Raw genomic sequence first — 23,078 nt, 5'->3', positions numbered from 1 at the left:
CCGCACGGGGTGGTCCATGTCCTATTAGGTGCGATCGGCGCGGGGGTCAGAACAGGAAGCCGCTCTTGACGCCTGCCGAAGGCTCCAGCTCCTCGATGCCGAGGTTGATCCGGTTGATCTTGTTGGTGCGGAACTGGATCTCCACGTCCAGGCGCAGCTTGTCCTGCTGGGCCTGGAAGATCTCCTTGTGGAGGTACACGCCGTTGGCCGGGTCCTCTTCGTCCCGCAGCCGACGGACGTCCTGCTTGGTCTTTTCGAGTTCCAGGTTCAGCTGCGCCACCTCCGCCTCAAGGACGCGGACGTCGTCGCTCAGCCGTTTGTCACCGGATTTTGATTCGTCTTCTCGTGTCATCCTTTATCTCGCGTTCCGGTTTGGGTTTCATCTTGCCGGTGGGCAGGGAGTTGTAGAAGTTCCAGAATTCGGGCCAGGTGGCGGTCACCTCGCCGTGGTTTTCGAGCACGATGCCGGGCACGGCGAAGGCGGCCAGGGCGCAGCCCATGGACCAGACCGGGTCCGGGCTGAACCAGGTGCCTTCCCACTGCGGGGTGCCGGGCTTGACATGGATGACGTCGCCGTCGATCTCGTAGCTCGCGCCCATGCGGTCCAGCAGCTCGATGGCCACGTCGTTGTCCGCGCCGGACAGTCTGGCGTCGCCCACCTTGAGCGCCAGGGCCAGGCCGAGCGGCATGAGGTCCGGGGACGCGCCGAGCGGGATGTCCGCCGTTTCGGGCAGGTCGCCCTCCATGGAGGCCACAATGTTCTCGGTGGCCACGTCGATGCGCAGGCCGAGCGCCCGGAGCTGTTCGAGCACGCGGTCGGCCTGCTCGTTCCTCGGCCAGGCGCCTTCCACGTTGATCCGGCCGCCGCTCAGGACGGGCAGGGCCAGGAGCATGGCGTTCAGGGGCACGGACAGGGGCAGCTGCGGCTGCGCCTCGATGGCCGGGACGCCGTCGGACACGCTGACCGAGTCCTTGTCGAGCTCGGCCTTGATGCCGCAGGCGTGCAGCACGGTCACGACTTCGGCCACCCGGCGCCGGGCCTCGGGGGTCAGTCCCTTGATGGTCAGCCCGCCGGGGAAGGACCAGGCGGCCAGGGCCAGGGCGGCCGCGAAGTCCGGGTCGATGCCGCCGGGCAGGGTCACGGCTTCGTCCATGGCCCCGCCGCACTCCAGGCGCACGGGCAGGCCGGGGTTGTTCGGGTTCATGGGCACGATCCGCGCGCCCAGCGAGGGCAGCACCTTGTTCAGGGAGGCCGCGTCGAGCAGCTGCAGGGAGGGCTTGCCCGTGAACTTGCACCGCCCGGCGTGGCCGAGAGCCAGGCAGAGCAGCATGTAGAAATTGAATTTGTCCTCGCCGACAAAGGCCATGTTGCCCTCGAACTCCAGGGTCCGGCCGCCGTCGTTGCGGATGAAGTCGTCGTCCCAGTGGATGGGCGCGCCGACCTGCTTCAGCGCCTTGGCCAGGTCCTTGTTCGGGGCGTTCATGGTCACCGGGGAGAGGGTCACCTGCGCGCCGGCGGACGCGGCCATGGCCAGCATCATCCGGGTGAAGCGGAAGGAGCGGGGACCGGCGATGCCCGCCGAGACCGGCTCCACGCGCGGGGCGAGCTTGTAGCCCTCGCCCTCGAACTTCTTGCGGGCGTCGGCCAGGGAGAACTGGTTGAGCAGGGTGAAGAGCTGCTTGGTCAGCTTGGCGTCCAACCCCAGGCGGCCCGCCGAGCGGTCGAAGGCGGCGCGCAGCAGCTTTTCCAGCTGGGGGTCCACCAGGGACTTCTGCCGGGACTTGCGCCAGGCCCCTTCCTTGCGGATGAGGAAGGCGCGCTTTTCGAGCAGGCCCAGGATCTGGTCGTCGATCTCGGCGATGTCGTTGTAGCGGTGGCCGGTGACCACCTCGGACGTGGACGGCGCGTCGTCGTCAATGGGCGGAGCCTCGGGCTTGCGGCCGAAGAAGTCGCGGCCGTCGCGCCTGGGGCCGCGTTTGTCGAACTTGCGCGGGCCGCGTTTCTCGTCGCGTTGCGGGCGGCCGCCGTCGCGCTGCGGGCGCTTGTCGTCACGCTGCGGGCGTTTCTCGTCGCGCTGCGGGCGGTTGTTGTCGTATCTCGGGGTGTTGTCGGGAGCACGCCGTTCGGCGTCCCCGCGGGGCTGGTCCTCGAAGGGACCGTCGTCTTTGCGGATCTTGATCATCGTCTTTCCGTCTTCCTTATGAATGATATGGTTCCCGTGCGAAACGGGAAAGGCTTCTCTAGCCCGAAAGCGCACGATATGCAAGACCCGGTCGGCGGACCCCGGCCCGGGCGGGCGCAAGGTTTCCACACTGGACAAGTCGGGCCGCAAGAGGCACATTGGAATGAGCCGGTCCCGGTTCCCCGGCCGGGCCCGGCGCATTTTCGCAATGCACTTTAATTCCATGGAGGTAATAGCCATGAGGAAAGTACTGATAGCCGCACTGCTGGCCTGTTTCGTGGCCGCGGGTTACGGCTGCGCCAGCAGGGCCCAGCAGGGCGCCACTGTCGGCGGCCTGGCGGGCGCGACCATCGGCGCCCTGACGTTCAAGAACAAGCTCCTCGGCGCGGCCGTGGGCGCGGGCGTGGGCACGCTGTTCGGCTACATCGTGGGCAACGAGTGGGACAAGCATGACGAGGCCCAGGTCCAGAGGACCCTGGAAACCGGCAAGTCCGACCAGCCCCAGTCCTGGACCAACCCCGACACCGGGGCCAGCTACACGGCCACCCCGAGCCCTCCCTACATGTCCGAGAACAAGGTCTACCGCGACGTCTACATCAAGGACCAGAAGGACGGCGACACCATCATGGCCAAGGCCTGGCGGGACGACAAGGGCGTCTGGCACCTCAAGCAGTAACCCTTCCCGTGCGGCCAGACGGCCCGTTGACCGACAACCGGGGAGCCTTGCCGAAAACGGCGGGGCTCCCTTCTTTCGTCCCTGCCGCAGGGCCGGGAAAGCCCGTGGACGGCGTCTTCAACGACCGGGGGATAAGGCGGCCTGCCGCCTGAGCGCGCCGAGCACCCCGCGCAGGGTGACGGCCCCGACGACGGTCACGCCCCCGGCCACGGCCCACGCGCCGGGCAGTTCGCCGTAGCCCACGGCCACGAGCACGGGGTTGAAGATCGGTTCGAGCATCATGATCAGGATCGCCTCGAGCGCGCCGAGCCGTTTGATGGCCCAGACGTAGAGGGCCAGGGACACGCCCTGTTGCAGGATGCCGAGGTAGAGCAGCCCGAGCCAGCCCTCGCCGGACGGCAGAGCCCCGAACACGAAGGGCAGCCCGGCCAGGGCGGTCAGCAGATGCCCGAGGACGACCGATTCCACGGGCGAGGCGTCCTTTTGTGAACGCATGCACAAGGTGAAGATTGCGTAGAAAATACCAGTGCCTACGGCAATGATATTGCCCCACAGGCCGGTGGCCGAGAGGCGGTCCAGGAAGAACAGGGCCATGCCGCCCACGGTCACGGCGATGAACACCCAGTCCGACCGGCGCGTGGGCTCCCCGAGCAGCCACGGCGCGAGCAGGGCCACGTACACCGGCGCGGTGTAGGCCAGCAGGATGGCGTTGGCCGAAGTGGTCAGCTTGGTGGCCGCCACGTTGGTCACCAGCAGCCCCGCGTAGCCCAGGGCCGCGCCCCACTGCACCCGGTTGAAGCGGAAGGTGAGCCGCCCCCGGAACAGCACGGCCAGGGTCGCGGCCGCCAGTGCGCTGCGCACCCCGGTGATGGCCATGGGATTCCACTGGACCAGCTTGATGGCCAGCCCCCCGGAGCTCCAGATGAGCGCCGTGGCCGCCATGAGCAGTATGGCCTTGGTCTTTTCCGTCATAACCAGTTATTCCTGCGGTAAAAAAAGCCCGTTTGCAAGCGGGAAGACGGGCTTGTGATCATTCTCCCAATCCGGGCCGTTTTCTGGCATACTCGCCCGGCAAGGGCCGACGCGGAGGGCGCCGGCCCAGAAACAAAGGGGACGCTATGGGGGATTCTTCGGGAGGCAAGGGCGGCGTGGACCGCGCCCATGGGCGCTCACTGCCGCAGCGGGCGGTCTTTTGCCTGGGGCATCTGGCCATTGTCCTTTTCTGCGCCTGGCTGGCGTTCGGGGGATTGGAGCGTGCGGGCCGCCTGTTCGGGCAGGCGTGGTCCTTTGCCGCCGGCAGCCGGGCGGCCCTGCTGGTCGGCTGCGCGGCCCTGTACTGGCTGCGCCACGCGGTGACGCTCTTCTATCTGCTGGCGCGGCGCGTGGACTGGCCCGAGGTCTTCGGGCTGCTCGCGTTCATCGGCCTGATCGAGGTCGGCATGCTGCTTGCGGGCGGCGGCCTGTTCCGCGAAACGCCGCCCCTGTTCCGCCCGCTGGACTGGTTCGCTCTGGCCCTGCTGCTGGTCGGCTCCTGGCTGAACACGGCCTCCGAGACCCAGCGCAAGCTGTGGAAGCGGGACCCGGCCAACAGGGGACATTGCTACACCGGCGGTCTGTTCAAATACTCCATGCACATCAACTACTTCGGCGACACGGTCATGTTCACCGGCTGGGCCCTGCTGACCGCCGTCCCCTGGGCCCTGGTCCTCCCGGCCCTGATGGCCGCCATGTTCGTCGGCTACCACATCCCGGCCCTGGACGCCTACCTCGCCGAACGCTACCCGGACGACTTCCCGGCATACGCCCGGACCACCAGGAAGTTCATCCCGTTTCTCTACTGAGGCGGACCCGCCGCCGTGCGGTTGGGCCTTTCCGGAGCGGCGACGGCCCGCCCCGGCGGCGCGGGATGGCCCTAACGTTCGGCGGCCTTTTGCCGGTGAATGCTGGAGAAAATGCCGGATTTGTAGAGTCCCTTGACGTCTTCATGGGAAATCAGAATCTCGTTGTCGCTGACGTACTCATCCGGTTTGAAGAACCCTTTTCGGAGTTTCTTTTTCACGGCGTATTTTGTTTTGTAGGACACCTTGGCCATGGCGAACGACACACCGTCCTCGCTCAGCGACGTTATCTTGAACGCGCCGTAGTCGTAGCCCTCCATGTCGACATCCGTGAACAGCTTCGCATAGTCCGCCACATACACGTCGTTGACCTGGGGCCGTTCGAGCATGGCCAACTCTTGTTGTTTTGTCTCCTGTTTGCCGAGGTAGGCGAAAGAGGCGGTGAGCAGGAGCAACGCGAGCCCCGTGAAGTATGGCAGGGTGTTCCACAGGCTGAAGAAGGCCCGCCTGATGCGCCGCAGGTCCTCCACGGGCAGCGTGCGCTTGTCCGTGATGTTGCCGCAGTTGTCGCAGACGAGCTGGAGCGGCCGGGAAGTGATGAAGAAGGGGATCCAAAACAAATGCGCGTATCTGGTCAGGGCCCGGGCCGTGTGGTTCGTGTGGCCGCACCCTTTGCAGTAGACGTTGCGGATAGGCTGGGCAGGGTGCTCCTTGCTCCGAATGCCATAGATAAACAGCATGGCTCGTAGAATCCTTATCGGTTGAATGGATGGCCATCGGCCATAGAAAAAGGGGCCGGCATCAGCCGGCCCCTTGTATAATCGGCAAAACCGACCGGTGGACTTATTTCATGTCCTGACCGGAAGCGGCCTTCTGCATCTTGACCTCGACCTTTTCGGTCAGGCTGGCGTAGTAGGCGCGGAGGCGGGTGAGGACTTCTTCGCGACCGAAGTGGTCGACGACCTCAGCACCCTCGGACAGGGCCTTGCGCAGCTTGGTGCCGGACAGAATGACGCGGTCTTCCTTGGTGTGCGGGCAGGTGCGCATGGAGGCCATGCCGTCGCACTTGTAGCAGTAGAAGGTCCAGTCGATGTTCATGTTCTTGCAGAGCAGAGCCTTGCCGGGTTCCGGGCAGGCTTCGGTGGCGTAGGGGATCTTCTTGAAGATCTCCTGGGCCTCGAACAGGCCGTAGAAGTCGCCGACACCGGCGTGGTCACGGCCGATGAGCATGTTGTTGATGCCGTAGTTCTGGCGGAAAGTGGCGTGGATCAGGCCTTCGCGGGGACCGGCGTAACGCATGTCGAGGGGGTAACCCGCGTTGATGACGTTCTCGGGCACGAAGTAGTTGTCGATCAGGATCTGGATGCACTCGATGCGGACGTCGCCCGGGATGTCGCCCGGCTTCAGGTTGCCGATCAGGGAGTGGATCACGACGCCGTCGCAGACTTCAACGGCGATCTTGGCCAGGTACTCGTGGGAGCGGTGCATGGGGTTGCGCAGCTGCAGAGCGGCAACGTTGGACCAGCCGCGCTTTTCCATCTCGGCACGGATCTGCTTGGGGGTCAGGTAGACGCCCGGGAAACGCTTGGCGTAGTCGCCCTCGGAAAGAACCTTGACCGGGCCGGCCAGGTTGTACTTGCCCTGAGCCATGACCATCTGGACGCCGGGATGATCTTCCATGGCGACTGCCCAGAACTTGTCGTCGGCGGAATCTTCGCCCTGGCCCTTGTAGACGAGTTCGCATTCCCACTTCTTGTCGGCTTCGGTCATCTCGTATTTCTCTTCGACCTTCATGGTGGCGTAGACCACGCCGTCCTTGGCCTTCAGAGCGATCTCGTCACCGACCTTGACGTCTTCGTCATTGGTGTCGAGGGTGATGGGGATGGGCCAGAAGGTGCCATCGGCCATCAGAAACTTTTCGCAGACGCCGGCCCAGTCGGCCTTCTTCATGAAGCCGTTCAGCGGAGAGAAGCCGCCGATGCCCATCATGATCAGGTCGCCCTTGGCGCGATCGGAAATGTCGAGGGTCTTCAGGCCAGCGGCCTTTTTGATTTCAGCGTCGAGCTCAGCGCCTTCGAGCAGACAGCAGACGAGACCTTTACCACCGTGAGGTGCTACGAGGTTAGACATGTAAGCCTCCTAAATAGTTTGTCAGTGTTTCCATTGCCTTGATTCATGGTGAGCCGCCTCGGCCGCTTGGATGACCATGAGTATTTCCCAATTGTAGGGTCCGCCTTTATTGGCTGTTTGTGAAAGTCGTGTCAAGCGCTTTTTTCCGCCCGTCCTGCAACAATTTACGCCTGATCGCCCACTCGGGGGTCGGGTAGAGCTTCTCCGGAAAAAGTCTAGAGAACGGGGCCTTTTTTGGGGTATTTTTAATATGTATTTTCAGCCAGTTGAGTTGTCACCGTAATAACACCATAGAAAATGAAAAAAGGCTTGCATTCTTTTGTCTGTTTAAACTAAAAACGGTAAAGGTTTCAACAGGTGTTTTTTTATTGGCTGACGCCGCCTCGCGTCCTGTGTGAACGCCTGTATTCCGGGCCTTTCCCGGCAGATGCCCCAAAACCCGAGACACGGTTAACGATATACGCTTGTTCAAAAATTCACTTTCACGTTGACAAGGGTGTTTCGTCTTGCTAATCCCAAATTCCGCCCGCTTTAAAACGGGTGCCGATTTTTGTTAAGGTAGAGGATGTCGGTTATTGTGAATAATAAAACCCTATTTAGGAGGAGAAGTTATGCCGACCTTTGTTAACCCGGAAAAATGTGACGGCTGCAAGGGTGGCGAAAAGACCGCTTGCATGTACATTTGCCCCAACGATCTGATGATCCTGGATCCCGCCGAAATGAAGGCTTACAACCAGGAACCGTCCGCTTGCTGGGAATGTTATTCCTGCGTGAAAATTTGCCCCCAGGGCGCTATTGAAGCCCGTCCGTACGCCGACTTCGCCCCTATGGGTGGTACCTCCATCCCGATGCGTTCCGCTGAAGACATCATGTGGACCATCAAATTCCGTAATGGCAGCGTGAAACGCTTCAAGTTCCCCATCCGCACCACTGCTGAAGGTTCCATCAAGCCGTTCGACGGCAAGCCCGAACCCGGCGACCTGGAGTCCGAGCTGCTCTTCACCGAGACCGCTCTGAAGGCTCCCCTGGCCACTTCGATGGAGCCGGCTTCCGTGACCGAAGCCGACCTGAAGAAAGAGTGGAAGATGGACGATTACGCCAGCCTGGTCTAGTACCGGTTAGCGAATCCTTGTCTGATTAGACTACTTGAATCACGTTAAATACTAGGAGAAATATTATGCCTCTGCTTCCCATCAAAGAAGCTTCCAAGGGTGTTGCTCTCGCCGAGCCGGAAATCATCGAACAGACCGTTGATATCCTCATGGTCGGCGGCGGCATGGGTAACTGCGGTGCCGCTTTCGAAGCCGTCCGCTGGGCCGACAAAGTCGATCCTTCCCTGAAGATCATGCTCTGCGACAAGGCCGCTCTGGAGCGCTCCGGCGCCGTTGCCCAGGGCCTGTCCGCCATCAACACCTACTGCGGTGAGAACGACCCGGACGATTACGTCCGCATGGTCCGCACCGACCTCATGGGCATCGTCCGCGAAGACCTGATCTTCGACCTGGGCCGCCACGTTGATGATTCCGTCCACCTCTTCGAAGAATGGGGCCTCCCCGTTTGGGTCAAGAAAGACGGCAAGAACCTCGACGGCGCCAAGGCCAAGGCCGAAGGCTACGCCATCCGCAAGGGTGACGCCCCGGTCCGCTCCGGCCGCTGGCAGATCATGATCAACGGTGAGTCCTACAAGTGCATCGTCGCCGAGGCCGCCAAGAACGCCCTGGGCGAAGACCGCTACGTCGAGCGCGTGTTCATCGTCAAGATGCTCCTGGACGCCAACGAGCCCAACCGCATCGCCGGTGCCGTCGGCTTCTCCACCCGTGAGAACAAAGTCTACGTCTACAAGTGCAACGCCGCCGTTGTCGCTTGTGGTGGTGCCGTCAACGTGTACCGTCCCCGCTCCACTGGCGAGGGTATGGGCCGCGCCTGGTACCCCGTCTGGAACGCCGGTTCCACCTACACCATGTGTGCTCAGGTCGGCGCCGAAATGACCATGATGGAAAACCGCTTCGTCCCCGCCCGCTTCAAGGACGGTTACGGCCCGGTCGGCGCCTGGTTCCTGCTCTTCAAGGCCAAAGCCACCAACTACAAGGGTGAGGACTACTGCGAGACCAACCGCGCCATGCTGAAGCCTTACGAGGATCGCGGCTACGCCAAGGGTCACATCATCCCCACCTGCCTGCGTAACCACATGATGCTCCGTGAAATGCGTGAAGGCCGCGGCCCGATCTTCATGGACACCAAGACCGCCCTGCTGAACACCGTCGGCGGCAACCTGACCGGCCCCGAGTGGAAGCACCTCGAGTCCGAGGCTTGGGAAGACTTCCTCGACATGTGCGTCGGCCAGGCCAACCTGTGGGCCGCCACCAACTGCGCTCCCGAGGATCGCGGTTCCGAGATCATGCCCACCGAGCCTTACCTCCTGGGTTCCCACTCCGGTTGCTGCGGCATCTGGGTTTCCGGTCCGGACGAACCTTGGGTCCCCGAGTCCTACAAGGTCAAAGCCGACAACGGCAAGGTCTACAACCGTATGACCACCGTCAACGGCCTGTTCACCTGCGCTGACGGCGTCGGCGCTTCCGGCCACAAGTTCTCCTCCGGTTCCCACGCTGAAGGCCGCATCGTCGGCAAGCAGCTGGTCCGTTGGTGTGTCGACCACAAGGACTTCACCCCGACCCTGAAGGAAAACGCTGCCGACCTGGCCAAGGAAATCTACCAGCCGATGTACACCTACCTGGAGAACAAGGGCGGTTCCACCGATCCCGTCGTGAACCCGGCCTACATCACCCCCCACAACTTCATGATGCGCCTGGTCAAGGCCACCGATGAATACGGCGGTGGTGTTGCCACTCTGTACATGACCTCCAAGGCTCTGCTGAACACCGGTTTCTGGCTGCTCGGCATGATGGAAGAAGACTCCAAGAAGCTCGCCGCCCGTGACCTGCACGAGCTGATGCGCTGCTGGGAGCAGTTCCACCGCCTGTGGACCGTCCGTCTGCACATGCAGCACATCGAGTTCCGCGAGGAATCCCGTTACCCGGGCTTCTACTACCGCGGCGACTTCATGGGCCTGGATGACTCCAAGTGGAAGTGCTTCTGTAACTCCACGTTTGATCCCGCCACCGGCGTGACCACCGTCTTCAAGAAGCCCTACGTCAAGATCATCCCCGACGCCTAAGCTTAGGTAATGATCCCCCGAGAGCGCGGGTCCCCGGACCCGCGCTCTCTTCAAATTACCGGGGCTGAAATGGTCTGAAGCCGGGCCGGGAAAACCGCTCCCGGTCCGGGTTTAGGCCATTTTTTGGCTTGAGCCTCAACTTTATTCGGGAGGAGTTAAGAGAATGTCGAATAACAGTATTCTCGTCGTAGGCGGAGGATTCGCAGGAATCACCGCCGCCCTCGAAGCCGCCGAAATCGGCTACGAGGTGTACATCGTTGAAACCAATCCCTACCTCGGTGGACGGGTTGCGCAGCTGAATCAGTATTTCCCCAAGCTGTGCCCCCCCTCCTGCGGTCTGGAGATTCAGTTCCAGCGCATCAAAAACAACCCCAACGTCAAGGTCATCACCATGGCCGACGTCACGTCGGTTTCCGGCTCGGCCGGCAACTACGACGTGAAGCTCACGCTGCGTCCGCGCTACGTGAACGAAAAGTGTACCGCCTGCGGCGAGTGCGAGAAGGCCACCTCCACCAAGGTGACTTCCGAGTTCGACTTCGGCACCGGCACCCGCGGCCTGGCGTACAAGACCCATCCCTTCATGTTCCCCATGCGCTACGTGGTGGACGCCGAAAACGCGTCCGAGACCGAGCTGGCCGCCATCAAGAACGCCTGCCCGTACGACGCCGTGGACACCGATGACGCGCCCAAGACCATGGACCTGGCCGTCGGCGCCATCGTCGTCGCCACCGGCTGGAAGCCCTACGACGTGGCCAACCTGACCAACCTGGGCGGGGGCAAGCTGAAGAACGTGGTCACCAACATGCAGTTCGAGCGCATGTGCTCGCCCAACGGCCCCACCGGCGGCAAGATCAAGAGGCCTTCCGACGGCGCCGAGCCCAAGAAGATCGCCTTCGTGCAGTGCGCCGGGTCCCGCGACCAGAACCACCTGAACTACTGTTCGTACATCTGCTGCATGGCTTCGCTGAAGCATGTCCGCTATGTCCGGGAGCGTTCCGACGCGGCAGCGACGATCTACTACATCGACCTGCGCACTCCCGGCCGCTACGACAAGTTCAAGTCCATCACCGAGGCTGACGACAAGCTCAACCTGGTCAAGGGCAAGGTGGCCGCCATCGTCGAGGACGCCGCTGGCAATCCGATCGTCACCGTGGAAAATGCCCTGACCGGCATCAAGGCCGACGAGAAGTACGACCTGGTCGTGCTGGCCACCGGCATGCAGCCCAGCTGCGCTGGCCTCCAGGTCCCGGCGGGCGCCATCGATGCCGACGGTTTCGTCATAGACGGCGAGGGCATCATCGCCGCCGGTTGCGCCAAGCAGCCTCTTGATGTCATGAAGACCGCCCAGTCCGGCACCGCCGCCGCGATGAAGGCGATTCAAACCGTGGTAGGGAGGTAACCAATGGCTGAAAAGCTTGGAGTATATATCTGTGGAGGCTGTGACATCGGGGCCAACCTGGATGTCGACGCCCTGGCCCAGTTCTGCGCCAACGGCAAACACTCCTCCGTTGTTGCCGTGGCCAAGTCCAACCCGGTGCTGTGCAGCCCGGAGGGCAAGGCCATGATCGAGGCCGACATCGCCGAGAACGGACTGGACGGCGTGGTCTGCTGCGCTTGTACCCCCCGCGCCAAGTGGGACGTGTTCAAGTTCGGCGAGAAAGTCCAGGTGGAACGCGTTTCCCTGCGCGAGCAGTGTGTGTGGTCCTACCAGGAAGATCCCAAATTCCCTGGCCAGATGGAAGTCATCGCCAAGGACTACTGCAACATGGGAATCATCAAGCTGGTCAACAGCCGGATTCCCGCGCCGGAACTGCCCAACGCCTTCAAGACCGTCCTGGTCGTGGGCGGCGGTTTCACCGGCCTGAACGCGGCGCTGAACGCCGCCAGCCTGGGCTACCAGGTGGTCCTGGTCGAAAAGGCCGAGACCCTGGGCGGCAAGGCCGCGACCATGTACAAGTCCTTCCCGCTGGGCGCGCCCTATTCCGAGCGCGAGCAGCAGATCAACATCAAGGACATCATCGCCAAGGTCGAGTCCAACGACAAGATCACGGTCATCACCGGGGCCACCCTGGATTCCCTGGCCGGCGCACCGGCCCAGTACAAGGCCACCATCGCGGGCAAGGAATACGAGATCGGCGCGGTCGTCATGGCCACCGGCTGGGTTCCGGGCAAGCAGAAGTTCCTGGCCCCGCTGGGCTACGGCACCATCAAGAACGTGGTCACCACCGCCGAGCTCGAGAAGATGGCGGCCAACGGCGGCATCAAGACCGCCGCCGGCAAGACCCCGTCCTCCGTGGCCTTCATCGTCGACACCTCCCTGCTGACCAAGAACGTGTCCTACGACCCCTGCGGCGAAGCCTGCGAGGGACCCGAGGACATGCCCTGCAAGGAAGGCGACGAGTCCGCATGCGCGGACGAGTGCGAGACCTACCAGTACCCGGACAAGGAATCCGCCAAGCACCTGGCCTACTCCTCGGAGCTGACCTCCCTGGTCGCCCTGAAGCAGGCCAACTACGTGCGTGAGCTCGCTCCCGACGCCGTGGCCTACGTGATCTACGACCACATGATGGTCCCGGGCATCAACGAGAAATACTATCAGGCCGCCCAGGACGATCCGGGCGTCATGTTGACCAAGGGCACCGTCACGGAAGTTTCCGAGGCCGGTTCCTCCGTGGTCGTCAAGGCCAAGAACACCCTGCTCGGCGAGGACGTCGAACTGATCGCCGACATGGTCGTGGTTCCCACCGCCATCGTCCCGACTACCGCGGCCGATCCGACCATGAACTTCGTCTACCGCCAGGGCCCGGCCTTCCCGGACCTCGAGCTGTTCGACGGGTTCGCGGATTCCAACTACATCTGCTTCCCGTACGAGACCCGCCGCACGGGCGTCTATGCCGCCGGTTGCGTGCGCCAGCCCATGGGCCTGGGCCTCGCCGCCGAGGACGCGGCCGGTGCCGCCCTCAAGGCCATCCAGTGCATCGAATCCGCCAACCGCGGCGTGTCCGTGCATCCCCGGTCCGGCGACCTGAGCTTCCCGGAGTTCAACTTCATGCGCTGCACCCAGTGCAAGCGCTGCACCGAGGAATGCCCGTTCGGCGCCCTGGACGACGACGAGAAGGGTACGCCGCTGCCCAACCCGACCCGCTGCCGCCGCTGCGGTACCTGCATGGGTGCCTGCCCGGAGCGCGTCATCAGCTTCGCCAACTACGGCATCAGCCAGATCGGCCAGGCCATCAAGGAAGTGAAGGTTCCCGACACCCTGGAAGCCGGTGGTCCCCGCATCATCGTCCTGTGCTGCGAGAACGACGCCTACCCGGCTCTGGACATGGCCGCCATGCGCGGCAAGTCCTGGTCTCCGTATGTCCGCTTCCTGCCGGTGCGCTGCCTCGGTTCGGTCAACGCCATCTGGGTCGCCGACGCGATGTCCAAGGGCGTCGACGGCGTGATGATGCTCGGCTGCAAGTTCGGCGACGACTACCAGTGCCACTTCGTCAAGGGTTCCGAGCTGTGCAACCGCCGCAAGGAGAACATCGCGGAGTCCCTGGGACGCCTTGGTGTCGAACCCGAACGCGTCGAGCAGTACGAGGTCTCCATCGACATGTACGACAAGGTGCCTGCCATGATCGATGAGTTCGTCGAGAACATCACCACCAACTTCGGCCCCAACCCGTTCAAGGGTTACTAGGAGGTACGGCATGTCCAATACCGTCAAGGTACAACCGGACCTTAAGTTCGTTAAAGAGTTGCAGGCCGTGGGCGGCGACTCCCTGAAGAAGTGCTACCAGTGCGCCACCTGCTCGGTGGTCTGCCCCCTGTCCCCCGCCGACAGCCCGTATCCCCGCAAGGAGATGGTCTGGGCCCAGTGGGGTCTCAAGGACCGCCTGGTCAATGATATGGATATCTGGCTCTGCCACAACTGCGGCACCTGTTCCGACCTGTGCCCGCGCGGCGCCAAGCCGGGCGACCTGCTGTCCGCCCTGCGCAACATGGCCTACCGCAACCTGGCCCCGCTGCCGATCATCGGCAAGTGGATGTCCAGCTCCAGCGGGCTGCTGCCCCTGGCCGCCATTCCGGCGATCATCTACGCGCTGATCTGGATCCTCCAGGCCACGCGTCTGGGTTCCTTCCTGCCCACCTTCGAGTGGGACCACGCCGCACATGCCTGGAAAGCGGTGCAGGACGGCGCGGTGGTCTTCGGCGGCCTGTTCGTCGGCGACTACTTCATCGACCCGATCTTCGGCCTGGTCTTCCTGTTCATGCTTTGGGGCTTCTATGCGGGCGTCCGGAACATGATCAAGGCCTTTGACGACCAGCCCAAGACCTTCATCGTGGGCCGCAAGGGCGAGCCGAGCTTCTGCTCCTGTCTGATCGACACGGTCCAGTACGAGATCCTCCAGCACACCCAGTTCCAGGACTGCACCGACGAGGAATCCGACGAACTCGACGTCAAGCGCGCCAACGGCCACCGCATGCTCATGTTCGCCTTCATCGCCCTCATGGTCGTCACCGGCGTGGTCGCCGCGGGCCACTGGGGCGGCTGGTTCCTGCGCAAGATCGGCGTGGAAGGTCTGGGCGACATCGTGTCCGCCATCGGCCACACCCCCATGCCCTGGTGGTCCCCGGTCAAGCTGCTCGCCTACGTGGGCGCGGGCCTGGGCATCTACGGCCTCATCGCCCTGACCAAGCGCCGGGTGAACCTGGACCAGGCCAAGCAGTCCTCCAGCTGGTACGACTGGTACCTGCTGACCCTGATCTGGACCATCTTCCTGACCGGCGTCTGCGCCTTTGTGTTCCGTCTGCTGGGCGTGGCCCTGTTGGCCTACCCCATCTACTACGTGCATCTTATCGGCGTGTTCATGCTGCTGGCATACCTGCCGTGGTCCAAGCTGGGCCACCTGGTCTACCGCACCGTGGCCCTGTCCTACGCCAAGAAGATTGGCCGCATCCCCATGGGCGCCGACAAATAGTCGGCCTGGGTGAACATACAAACGAAGCTTACTTAGTTAAGGAGGCATCAAATGGCTGAAGCTAAGGTATTCCCCATGAACGCTTTCGTGTCTGTGCTGCGCGGCGAGGCCGCCGACCAGACTCAGCTCGATATGCTGGCTTACATCACCCAGGCTGAAACTCTGGACGCCGACGTCGCCCCCGTGGCGCAGGCCCTGTCCAAAGCCTGGATCTACGAACAGGAACCCGGCCTGACCGCCTACGCCGAGGGCGACATCTCCAAGCTCGGCAACCAGGTCAAGATCGAGGCCCTGCCCGAGTCCCAGGCCGTGCGCGCCAAGGCCGTCCTGGACCTGCTGGCCGCGCTCAAGGCCGACAACGCCGCGCTCAAGGCCCAGGTCGAGAAGCTCGAGGCCGAGAAAAAGGAACTGGCCGACAAGATCGGTCCCATGGAAGCCAAGATCAAGACCGTCGATGCGGCCAACGCGGCCGGCGAGCAGAAGGTCACTGTGGCCTCCTCCAAGCTCGACGAGATGAGCAAGAAGCTCACCGACCTGATGGCCGAAGTGGACAAGGTCAAGAGCCAGGGCGTGGTCGTGGCCGGTGTGGCCGGTGACGGCGCTGCCGCCGCCCCCGCAGGCGACGCTTCCGCTGACGGCCCGGCCGTCGGCGGCGAGCCCGAGGCCGATTTCGGTCTCGGTTCCGATGCGTTCGGCGGCGACTGGTAGCCCCGGACCATCCGAAGCAAAAACAAGGCCCCGCGCTATGCGCGGGGCCTTTTTTTGCGCCGTTGGTCCGGGGGTGTCGGCTGGTGAGGCCATCTGCGAACTTTCCGGAGGCCGCTTTGATCCTCACGTACTGGGTACGCTGCGGTCAAATCGCCCCTCGGAAAATCCACATCCGACCCACTCTCCCAAGCCTCGGTGGGGGAGAGCCGCTGTTTTGGGGGGCTTTGTCCACAAAGGCGCTCCGTGGGGGAGGGGAGAAGGCGCGAGGTGTGTATTTATTAAAAAACATTAGTATTGGGTAAAGGTGGGAAGAATTGGATAATGTGGGGGGGGTGCAAACAAGTGAAGGGGGATGAATTGTGTCTTCGTGGGCATATTTTATGGTGTTATGTGGAATTTATGAGTGGTGACGGGAGGATGGGTAAAAATGTCCGGAGCGGTTCTTGCAAATCCCTGGCACGGAGAAAAAATTACCCAGGGAGTAGATATGAATATTTCAGGTGATTTGACATCATCCCCGCTCGGGTTCCTGGATGTCGCCACCAAGGCCCGCGAGGGGCGGGGCGAGGGAACGTCCAAGGATCACTTCGCTTCCATCGTCGCGGAAGAGGAGAAGTCGCGGCAGGAGGCGCAGCCCGGTTTCGGGGCCATGCCAGGCAGTATGTCCGAGGAGGACAGGTCCAAGGTCGAGATGCTCAAGAGCCGGGCCGAGGCCATCGCCGCCCAGGGCGAGAACGGGCTGACCGCCGGTCAGGAGTCCGAGCTCAGGGATATCCAGAAGCAGATCCGGCAGATCGCCAAGTTGCCCATGGGCGAGAACATCGTCAAGAAGGCCAAGGACCATGCCGCGGCGAAGAAGACCGAGAATCAGGCCTTTGGAGATCAGGACGACCAGGAGCAAAAGGATCGGGGTGGCCTCATGCCCAACGACCCGGACCGGCTCGACATGGCCGACCAGCCCGGCAACCGGATGCTCCGGCAGAACGCCTTCGTCACCTCGGTCAAGACCGCCGGGGCCACACTGGGCGCTTCGAGCTTCAAGAGCAGATCATAATCTCAGCTCGTTCCACCCCGACTCGAACAACAATACTGGACTGTTGCTTGGGGATGGCGGGGCGGCAGCAAAAAAGGCCCTCCCGGTTTAGGGAGGGCCTTTTGTTTTGTCTTGCGCCCGGGGTGTGGCGCTATTTGTCGCGCGAGATGGCGAACGGGGCGAAGGCCTGCTGCACGGGCATGACCTCAAGCGAGTTGATGTTCACGTGAGCGGGCAGGTTCGTGGCCCAGAAGACACACTCGGCGATGTCCACGGGGGTGATCGGCTGGGTGCCCTCGTAGACCTTGTCGGCCGCGGCCTTGTCGCCCTTGAACCGGACCACGGAGAACTCGGTCTCGCACAGGCCGGGCTCGATGTTGGTCACCCGGACCTTGGTGCCGAGCAGGTCGGCGCGCAGGTTCTTGGAGAAGTGGTTCACGAACGCCTTGGTGCCGCCGTAGCAGTTCCCGCCCGGATAGGGGTAGTTCCCGGCCACGGACCCGAGGTTGACCACGTGCCCCGTGTTGCGCTCGACCATGCCGGGCAGCACGGCGCGGGTCATGTAGGTCAGCCCCTTGATGTTCGTGTCGATCATGGTTTCCCAGTCGTCCAGGTCGCACGCCTGGGCGGGCTCCAGGCCCAGTGCCAGGCCCGCGTTGTTGACCAGCACGTCGATGGACGCGAACGCGCCGGGCAGGGTTTTGATGGCCTGCTCGCACGCCTGCCGGTCGCGAACGTCGAAGGTCAGGGTGTGCACCTCGGCCGGGGAAAGGGCGGCCTTGAGTTCCTCGAGGCGCTGGGTGCGGCGACCGGTGATGACGAGGTTCCAGCCCTCGGCCGCGAAACGGCGGGCCATGGCCTCGCCGAATCCGGCGGTGGCGCCGGTGATGAGTATGGTTTTTGCCATTGCAGAGCTCCTTTGTCTGTCTGATCACACGTGCGCCGGGCGGCGCACCGGGAATGCGGTCACGATTCTGGCACGATCGCGACCGGAAGTCACGAATTCACAATAAAACGCATTTTTGCCCGCGATATCCCGGACTCTCAAAGAATAAAATTCATCGTTTTTTCAAAAATGCCAAATTTTCAGCAGGCGAACCATAAATATAACGAGCATTAGACTTTTTTTGCCAAATAAGGTAAGTAAAAACGTCCAATTCCCAAAATGACCGTCATTTCAGGCGATTGAAATGCCGAAAGGGGGGCCGCCCCTCTTGTCGTTGCGGGGGATTTCTACTATTTAATTAGGTAAATATGGCAAATCTCACTCTTGACGATATCTGTGTCCGTTTCGGCGGGTTGCAGGCCTTGACCGATGTGGCGTTCTCCGTGTCCGAGGGCGAAGTCGTGGGGCTGATCGGTCCCAACGGGGCCGGCAAGACCACGGTGTTCAACGTTATCACCGGCGTGTACAGGGCGTCCAGCGGCTCGGTCTCCTACGACGGCACGAAAATCACCGGGCTGAGGCCCTACCAGGTTCTGGCCATGGGCATCGCCCGGACCTTCCAGAACATCCGCCTCTTCCAGAACATGACCGCCCTGGAAAACTGCATGGTCGCCCAGCACAGCCGCTCCAAGGCCGGTGTGGTGGGCGCGGTCCTGCGCAGCCCGGCACAGCGGCGGGAGGAGGAGCGGATCATCGAGAACTCCCAGAAGGCGCTGGACTTCATGGGCCTGGGCCGCCGTGCCGACGAGGTGGCCTCGAACATGCCCTACGGCCACCAGCGCAGGCTCGAGATCGCCCGCGCCCTGGCCAGCGAGCCGCACACCATCCTGCTGGACGAGCCCGCCGCCGGTCTGAATCCGGCCGAGTCCAAGGAACTGATGGAGTCCATCGGCCGCATCGCCGGTCTGGGCATCAACGTGCTCATGGTCGAACACGACATGAAGGTCGTCATGGGCATCTGCAACCGCATCGTCGTTCTCGACCACGGCGTAATGATCGCCGAGGGGAAGCCTGAGGAGATTCAGCGGAACCCCGACGTGATTGAGGCATATTTGGGCCAGTAAAGAGAGGCTGGCTGAACCGCAACGAATGGAGAGAGTGTTTATGAAACGATTACTGGTACTCGCAGTTGCCCTGCTCGCTCTGGGCCTGCTCCTCGCGGGCTGCGGCGGCAGCAAGGAAGAGAAGGCCGAAAAGGTTCTCAAGATCGGCACCATGTCCCCGCTGACCGGCCCCTACGCCGCCGACGGCAACGATATTCGCCAGGGTGCCGAGATCGCCGTGGAGGTCTTCAACGAGGCCGGCGGCATCCCCGGATTTTCCAAGATCGAGATCATTCCCGAAGACACCGCCTGCGACCCGAAGCAGGCCGTCGCCGCAGCCAACAAGCTGATCAACGAGAAGGTCACCGCCGTTGTCGGCGCATACTGCTCCAGCTCGACCATTCCCGCTTCCGAGACCCTGGCCGAAGAGAACATCTTCATGCTGACCCCGGCCTCGACCAGCCCCAAGGTCACCGAGCGCGGCCTGAAGTACATGTTCCGCACCTGCGGTCGTGACGACCACCAGGCCCCGGCCGCCGTCAAGTTCATGAAGGACGTCGAGGGCGTGAAGACCATCTTCATCGTCGACGACAAGACCACCTATTCCCAGGGCCTGGCCGAAGGCGTCGCCGCCGCCGCCGAAGCCGCAGGCATCAAGGTCCTCGAACACGACCACGTCAACCAGGGCGACAAGGACTACTCCGCCGTGCTGACCAAGGTGAAGGCCGCCAACCCGGACCTGTTCTACATCTCCCTGCAGAACTCCGCCACCGGCGCGCTCATGGTCATCCAGGCTAAGCGCATGGGCATCAACGCCATCCTCATGGGCCAGGACGCCGTCTACCATCCGAAACTCATCGAAATCGCCAAGGGTGATGCCGAGGGCATGTTCTGCACCTTCGGGGACATCGACAAGGACGCTCCCAAGTACAAGGAGTTCCAGGCCAAGTACAAGGCCAAGACCGGCAACGAGCCCGGCGCGTACTCCGCCTACGCCTTCGACTCCGCCACCGCGTACCTGATGGCCGTCAAGGATGCGGGCACCACCGATCCCGCCAAGGTCCGCGACGCGCTGCTCAAGCTCGACTTCACCGGCGCCTCCAAGCAGGTCAAGTACCAGGAGAACGGCGACTCCGGCTCCAACTACACCGTGTACAAGATCCAGGACGGCAAGTTCGTGCCCTACTGGAACTCCCTGACCGGCAAAAAGTACTAGGCCGCAACCCGTCTAACCAACCGGGACCCCGCTCGAGCGGGGTCCCGGATACTGGAACATCATGGACTTTTTTCTCCAACAGCTGATCAACGGCATCACGCTCGGCGGCGTCTACGCGCTCATCGCCCTGGGCTACACCATGGTCTACGGCATCATCCAGCTCATCAACTTCGCCCACGGCGAGTTCTTTGCGGCCGGCGGCTACATGGGCGTGATCCTGATCTCCTATCTCGCCTCGCAGGGGGTGAACCCCTACGCCTGCCTGGCCATCTCCCTGGTCCTGTCCATGGGCTACTGCGCCCTGCTGGCCATGGCCGTGGAACAACTCGCCTACAAGCCGCTCAGGCAGGCCTCGCGCCTGGCCGCGCTATTGTCCGCGCTGGGCATGTCCATCTTCCTGCAGAACGGCCTGATGCTCACCCAGGGCGTGTACGACCGGGCCTATCCCACGGAGATCACCTCCGGCGGGTTCGAGGTCGGGGCCATCTCCGTCTCCTACATGCAAATTTTCATCGTGGTCCTGACCGCGCTCCTGCTGGTGGGCCTGAACGTCCTGGTCTTCAAGACGAGGATCGGCCGGGCCATGCGCGCCACGGCCCAGGACAAGGTCATGTCCGCCCTGGTCGGCATCAACTCCAACCGGATCATCGCCCTGACGTTTGCCGTGGGCGCCGGGCTGGCCGCCGCCGCGGGCATCATGGTCGGCCTGTACTACGGCTCGGTCAACTACACCATGGGGTTCGTGCCCGGCATCAAGGCCTTCGCCGCCGCCGTGCTCGGCGGCATCGGGAACATCACCGGCGCATTGGTCGGCGGGCTGATCATCGGCATGGTCGAAATCTTCGCCGCCGGATACATCTCCGGCGAGTACAAGGACGTGTTCGCCTTCATCATCCTGATCGGCGTGCTGTACTTCAAACCCACCGGCATCATGGGAGAGAACGTTGACGATACGCGAGTCTAAACGACTGTGGCTGGCCTGCGGCGTCGGGCTGGTCTGGTTCCTGCTGCTGCTGTGGCCCCTGCTCGGCATCAAGCCGACCGGGCTGGAGTTTGCCGCGACCTTCAAGGTCTTCGGCTACGTGGCCGTGGCCGCCGTCTTCATCATGTTCTTCTACCAGGTCAAGGAGGCGGGCTACCTCGATTCCGTGGGCGCGCCCGCCAGGCAGGCCACCACCGCCATCGGCGAGGCCTACGCCAAGGCGCCCACCTGGCTGCTGCTGTCCATCGTCCTGGCCGCGGCCATCGCCTTCCCCCTGCTGACCCAGCGCTACGCCCACGACGTGGCCATCAGCGTGCTCATCTACATCTGCCTGGGCCTGGGCCTGAACGTGGTCGTCGGGCTGGCCGGACTGCTCGACCTCGGGTACATCGCCTTCTACGGCGTGGGCGCATACACCTACGCCATCCTGAGCATCAACTACGGCCTGTCCTTCTGGCTCTGCCTGCCCATCGCGGCGGTCATTGCGGCCATCGCGGGCTGCATCATCGGCTACCCGACCCTGCGAATGCGCGGCGACTACCTGGCCATCGTCACCCTGGGCTTCGGCGAGATCGTCCGGCTCATCCTGAACAACTGGATGTCCCTGACCAACGGCCCCAACGGCATCCTGTCCATCCCCAGGCCCGAGCTCTTCGGCTATGAGTTCCGCTCCCTGTCGAGCATGTATTACGTCATCCTCGGCCTGGCCGTGCTGACCATCCTGGCGGTCTACCGGCTCAACTACTCGCGCATCGGGCGCGCCTGGGAGGCCATCCGCGAGGACGAGACCGCAGCCGAGCTCATGGGCGTGAACACCTTCCTGCTCAAGCTCCTGGCCTACGCCATGGGCGCGACCTTCGCGGGCTTCGCCGGGGCGTTCTTCGCTGCGCGCATGAAGTTCGTCGGCCCCGAGTCCTTCACCTTTCTGGAATCCGCCATGGTCCTGGCCATGGTCATCCTCGGCGGCATGGGGTCCATCCCCGGCGTCATTCTCGGCGTACTCGCCCTGGTGGCCCTGCCCGAGGTCTTCCGCGAATTCGAACTCTACCGCATGCTCGTGTTCGGCGGCGCCATGACCCTGATGATGCTCGTCCGTCCGGCCGGCATCTGGCCCGCCAAGCGCGTCGGCCGCCGGTCCGAGGAGGCGGAGTAGCGACATGACAGACAAGACTCCCATCCTCGAATTGAAGAACGTCGTCTCGGCCTATGGCCGCATCCAGGCCCTCAAGGGCATCTCGCTGAAGGTCTTTGAGGGCGAGGTGGTCTCCATCATCGGGGCCAACGGCGCGGGCAAATCGACCACGCTGATGACCATCTGCAACATCGTCAAGGCGGTCTCGGGCGATATCCTGTACCGGGGCGAGCGCATCAACTCCGTGAACTCGGACATCCTGCCGACCATGGGGCTGTGCCAGGTGCCCGAGGGACGGCGCATCTTCCCGCGCCTGACCGTGCTCGAAAACCTCGACATGGGCGCGTTCTTCCGCCGCGACGCCGCCGGGGTCAAGGAGGACGTGGAACGCGTCTTCGACCTGTTCCCCAAACTGCGCGAGCGGCGCAAGCAGCTCGGCGGCACTCTGTCCGGCGGCGAACAGCAGATGCTGGCCATGGCCCGCGCGCTCATGAGCCGCCCCAAGGTCCTGCTCCTGGACGAGCCGTCCATGGGGCTGGCCCCGCTCCTGGTCAAGCAGATCTTCGACATCGTCAGGATGATCAACGAACAGGGCGTCACCGTGGTCCTGGTCGAACAGAACGCCAACCTCGCCCTCCAGGCCGCCACCCGGGGCTACGTCCTCGAGACGGGCAACGTCGTCATGGAAGACGATGCTCAGAAATTGCTGGCGAATCCGGACATACGCAAAGCGTACTTGGGCGAATAGGCGTCCCTCCTATAGAGATCGTAGGTCCCCCGGATGCCGTGCGCTTCCGGGGGGCTTTTTGCGTATGTCCGGCTTCGCAGGGGGGCGGCTTCCGATAGCGGGCCATCTGCACATTTTCCGAGGGTCCGCCTGATCCTCACGTACTGGGGTACGCTGCGGTCAGGCGAACCCTCGAAAAATGCACAGCTGACCCACTCTCGAAAGCCTGACCGTGTGCGAGCGCGGAAGGGCGGTTTGAGAAGAGGGCGCTTGCACAGTTGATGTGCGGGAGAGCCGCTGTCGGGTGGCGGGGCCACCCGAA

General features: G+C 63.0%; 20 protein-coding genes. 14 read left to right on the top strand and 6 right to left on the bottom strand.

Features of this window, described 5'->3' with window-relative positions; genetic code table 11:
• Nucleotides 1-46: 46 nt before the first annotated feature.
• Both AB6M95_RS12200 and AB6M95_RS12195 read right to left on the bottom strand, forming a co-directional pair.
• Complete coding sequence (locus tag AB6M95_RS12200) at nt 47-352, bottom strand: hypothetical protein (protein ID WP_371387032.1); 306 nt, start codon at nt 350-352, stop codon at nt 47-49.
• Nucleotides 321-2,183 carry a chorismate mutase gene (locus AB6M95_RS12195; protein ID WP_371387031.1) on the bottom strand — a complete coding sequence of 621 codons (1,863 nt, stop codon included), beginning with the start codon at nt 2,181-2,183 and terminating at the stop codon, nt 321-323. The genes AB6M95_RS12200 and AB6M95_RS12195 overlap by 32 nt, the downstream gene beginning before the upstream one ends.
• A 238-nt stretch (nt 2,184-2,421) precedes the next feature.
• Between AB6M95_RS12195 and AB6M95_RS12190 the strand changes: the two genes are divergently transcribed.
• Nucleotides 2,422-2,859, top strand: coding sequence for a YMGG-like glycine zipper-containing protein (locus tag AB6M95_RS12190; protein WP_371387030.1), 438 nt, complete (start codon nt 2,422-2,424; stop codon nt 2,857-2,859).
• A gap of 117 nt (nt 2,860-2,976) precedes the next feature.
• On the opposite strand, the gene AB6M95_RS12185 is transcribed toward AB6M95_RS12190, so the two are convergent.
• Entirely contained in the window at nt 2,977-3,831 is an 855-nt protein-coding gene (locus AB6M95_RS12185) for a DMT family transporter (RefSeq protein ID WP_371387029.1), read from the bottom strand.
• 146 nt (nt 3,832-3,977) lie between these two features.
• Here AB6M95_RS12185 and AB6M95_RS12180 point away from each other — a divergent pair, with 146 nt between their 5' ends.
• Nucleotides 3,978-4,700 (top strand): DUF1295 domain-containing protein, encoded by a 723-nt coding sequence (locus AB6M95_RS12180; protein WP_371387028.1) that lies wholly within the window; start codon nt 3,978-3,980, stop codon nt 4,698-4,700.
• 71 nt (nt 4,701-4,771) lie between these two features.
• Here the strand turns inward: AB6M95_RS12180 and AB6M95_RS12175 are convergent, their stop codons facing one another.
• Complete coding sequence (locus AB6M95_RS12175) at nt 4,772-5,437, bottom strand: hypothetical protein (protein WP_371387027.1); 666 nt, start codon at nt 5,435-5,437, stop codon at nt 4,772-4,774.
• Between the two features lie 103 nt (nt 5,438-5,540).
• On the bottom strand, nt 5,541-6,827 hold the full coding sequence (gene sat, locus AB6M95_RS12170) for a sulfate adenylyltransferase (RefSeq protein WP_371387026.1): 1,287 nt from the start codon (nt 6,825-6,827) through the stop codon (nt 5,541-5,543).
• A 611-nt stretch (nt 6,828-7,438) separates the two neighbouring features.
• On the opposite strand from sat, the gene aprB reads away from it, so the two are divergent.
• From aprB to AB6M95_RS12135, 7 genes are all read left to right on the top strand, one after another.
• Nucleotides 7,439-7,939 (top strand): adenylyl-sulfate reductase subunit beta, encoded by a 501-nt coding sequence (aprB, locus tag AB6M95_RS12165; RefSeq protein ID WP_371387025.1) that lies wholly within the window; start codon nt 7,439-7,441, stop codon nt 7,937-7,939.
• 65 nt (nt 7,940-8,004) lie between these two features.
• Nucleotides 8,005-10,002 carry an adenylyl-sulfate reductase subunit alpha gene (aprA, locus tag AB6M95_RS12160; protein ID WP_371387024.1) on the top strand — a complete coding sequence of 666 codons (1,998 nt, stop codon included), beginning with the start codon at nt 8,005-8,007 and terminating at the stop codon, nt 10,000-10,002.
• 118 nt (nt 10,003-10,120) lie between these two features.
• Entirely contained in the window at nt 10,121-11,401 is a 1,281-nt protein-coding gene (locus AB6M95_RS12155; RefSeq protein ID WP_371387048.1) for a CoB--CoM heterodisulfide reductase iron-sulfur subunit A family protein, read from the top strand.
• Between the two features lie 3 nt (nt 11,402-11,404).
• Nucleotides 11,405-13,687: an FAD-dependent oxidoreductase gene (locus AB6M95_RS12150; RefSeq protein WP_371387023.1), complete on the top strand. Its 2,283-nt coding sequence runs from the start codon at nt 11,405-11,407 to the stop codon at nt 13,685-13,687.
• A 10-nt stretch (nt 13,688-13,697) separates the two neighbouring features.
• Nucleotides 13,698-14,969, top strand: coding sequence for a quinone-interacting membrane-bound oxidoreductase complex subunit QmoC (gene qmoC / locus AB6M95_RS12145; protein ID WP_371387022.1), 1,272 nt, complete (start codon nt 13,698-13,700; stop codon nt 14,967-14,969).
• A 51-nt stretch (nt 14,970-15,020) separates the two neighbouring features.
• The gene (locus tag AB6M95_RS12140; RefSeq protein ID WP_371387021.1) at nt 15,021-15,677 is read left to right on the top strand and encodes a hypothetical protein; all 657 of its coding nucleotides are present in this window, start codon (nt 15,021-15,023) and stop codon (nt 15,675-15,677) included.
• A 487-nt stretch (nt 15,678-16,164) separates the two neighbouring features.
• Nucleotides 16,165-16,731 (top strand): hypothetical protein, encoded by a 567-nt coding sequence (locus AB6M95_RS12135; protein WP_371387020.1) that lies wholly within the window; start codon nt 16,165-16,167, stop codon nt 16,729-16,731.
• Between the two features lie 130 nt (nt 16,732-16,861).
• Here AB6M95_RS12135 and AB6M95_RS12130 read toward each other — a convergent pair whose 3' ends face one another.
• Complete coding sequence (locus tag AB6M95_RS12130) at nt 16,862-17,617, bottom strand: SDR family oxidoreductase (RefSeq protein ID WP_371387019.1); 756 nt, start codon at nt 17,615-17,617, stop codon at nt 16,862-16,864.
• Between the two features lie 347 nt (nt 17,618-17,964).
• Between AB6M95_RS12130 and AB6M95_RS12125 the strand changes: the two genes are divergently transcribed.
• From AB6M95_RS12125 to AB6M95_RS12105, 5 genes are all read left to right on the top strand, one after another.
• Nucleotides 17,965-18,720 carry an ABC transporter ATP-binding protein gene (locus AB6M95_RS12125; RefSeq protein ID WP_371387018.1) on the top strand — a complete coding sequence of 252 codons (756 nt, stop codon included), beginning with the start codon at nt 17,965-17,967 and terminating at the stop codon, nt 18,718-18,720.
• Nucleotides 18,721-18,760: 40 nt separating this feature from the next.
• Nucleotides 18,761-19,915, top strand: a complete 1,155-nt coding sequence (locus tag AB6M95_RS12120; RefSeq protein ID WP_371387017.1) for a branched-chain amino acid ABC transporter substrate-binding protein — start codon at nt 18,761-18,763, stop codon at nt 19,913-19,915.
• Between the two features lie 61 nt (nt 19,916-19,976).
• Nucleotides 19,977-20,879, top strand: a complete 903-nt coding sequence (locus tag AB6M95_RS12115) for a branched-chain amino acid ABC transporter permease (protein WP_371387016.1) — start codon at nt 19,977-19,979, stop codon at nt 20,877-20,879.
• Nucleotides 20,860-22,050, top strand: coding sequence for an ABC transporter permease subunit (locus AB6M95_RS12110; protein WP_371387015.1), 1,191 nt, complete (start codon nt 20,860-20,862; stop codon nt 22,048-22,050). Before AB6M95_RS12115 ends, AB6M95_RS12110 begins: the two co-directional genes overlap by 20 nt.
• Before the next feature lie 4 nt (nt 22,051-22,054).
• Entirely contained in the window at nt 22,055-22,777 is a 723-nt protein-coding gene (locus AB6M95_RS12105; RefSeq protein WP_371387014.1) for an ABC transporter ATP-binding protein, read from the top strand.
• The last annotated feature ends 301 nt before the right edge of the window (nt 22,778-23,078 follow it).

It is taken from the genome of Pseudodesulfovibrio karagichevae, assembly GCF_041414475.1.
In the GTDB taxonomy this organism is placed as follows: domain Bacteria; phylum Desulfobacterota; class Desulfovibrionia; order Desulfovibrionales; family Desulfovibrionaceae; genus Pseudodesulfovibrio; species Pseudodesulfovibrio karagichevae.
The sequence above is the reverse complement of the archived record's forward strand: the minus strand, read 5'-3'. Positions and strand labels throughout refer to the sequence as shown.

What these genes read in the sequence shown, in the direction of transcription:
- AB6M95_RS12200 (WP_371387032.1), bottom strand. Translation starts at nt 352, where the DNA reads ATGACACGAGAAGACGAATCAAAATCCGGTGACAAACGGCTGAGCGAC.
- AB6M95_RS12195 (WP_371387031.1), bottom strand. Translation starts at nt 2,183, where the DNA reads ATGATCAAGATCCGCAAAGACGACGGTCCCTTCGAGGACCAGCCCCGC.
- AB6M95_RS12190 (WP_371387030.1), top strand. Translation starts at nt 2,422, where the DNA reads ATGAGGAAAGTACTGATAGCCGCACTGCTGGCCTGTTTCGTGGCCGCG.
- AB6M95_RS12185 (WP_371387029.1), bottom strand. Translation starts at nt 3,831, where the DNA reads ATGACGGAAAAGACCAAGGCCATACTGCTCATGGCGGCCACGGCGCTC.
- AB6M95_RS12180 (WP_371387028.1), top strand. Translation starts at nt 3,978, where the DNA reads ATGGGGGATTCTTCGGGAGGCAAGGGCGGCGTGGACCGCGCCCATGGG.
- AB6M95_RS12175 (WP_371387027.1), bottom strand. Translation starts at nt 5,437, where the DNA reads ATGCTGTTTATCTATGGCATTCGGAGCAAGGAGCACCCTGCCCAGCCT.
- sat (WP_371387026.1), bottom strand. Translation starts at nt 6,827, where the DNA reads ATGTCTAACCTCGTAGCACCTCACGGTGGTAAAGGTCTCGTCTGCTGT.
- aprB (WP_371387025.1), top strand. Translation starts at nt 7,439, where the DNA reads ATGCCGACCTTTGTTAACCCGGAAAAATGTGACGGCTGCAAGGGTGGC.
- aprA (WP_371387024.1), top strand. Translation starts at nt 8,005, where the DNA reads ATGCCTCTGCTTCCCATCAAAGAAGCTTCCAAGGGTGTTGCTCTCGCC.
- AB6M95_RS12150 (WP_371387023.1), top strand. Translation starts at nt 11,405, where the DNA reads ATGGCTGAAAAGCTTGGAGTATATATCTGTGGAGGCTGTGACATCGGG.
- qmoC (WP_371387022.1), top strand. Translation starts at nt 13,698, where the DNA reads ATGTCCAATACCGTCAAGGTACAACCGGACCTTAAGTTCGTTAAAGAG.
- AB6M95_RS12140 (WP_371387021.1), top strand. Translation starts at nt 15,021, where the DNA reads ATGGCTGAAGCTAAGGTATTCCCCATGAACGCTTTCGTGTCTGTGCTG.
- AB6M95_RS12135 (WP_371387020.1), top strand. Translation starts at nt 16,165, where the DNA reads ATGAATATTTCAGGTGATTTGACATCATCCCCGCTCGGGTTCCTGGAT.
- AB6M95_RS12130 (WP_371387019.1), bottom strand. Translation starts at nt 17,617, where the DNA reads ATGGCAAAAACCATACTCATCACCGGCGCCACCGCCGGATTCGGCGAG.
- AB6M95_RS12125 (WP_371387018.1), top strand. Translation starts at nt 17,965, where the DNA reads ATGGCAAATCTCACTCTTGACGATATCTGTGTCCGTTTCGGCGGGTTG.
- AB6M95_RS12120 (WP_371387017.1), top strand. Translation starts at nt 18,761, where the DNA reads ATGAAACGATTACTGGTACTCGCAGTTGCCCTGCTCGCTCTGGGCCTG.
- AB6M95_RS12115 (WP_371387016.1), top strand. Translation starts at nt 19,977, where the DNA reads ATGGACTTTTTTCTCCAACAGCTGATCAACGGCATCACGCTCGGCGGC.
- AB6M95_RS12105 (WP_371387014.1), top strand. Translation starts at nt 22,055, where the DNA reads ATGACAGACAAGACTCCCATCCTCGAATTGAAGAACGTCGTCTCGGCC.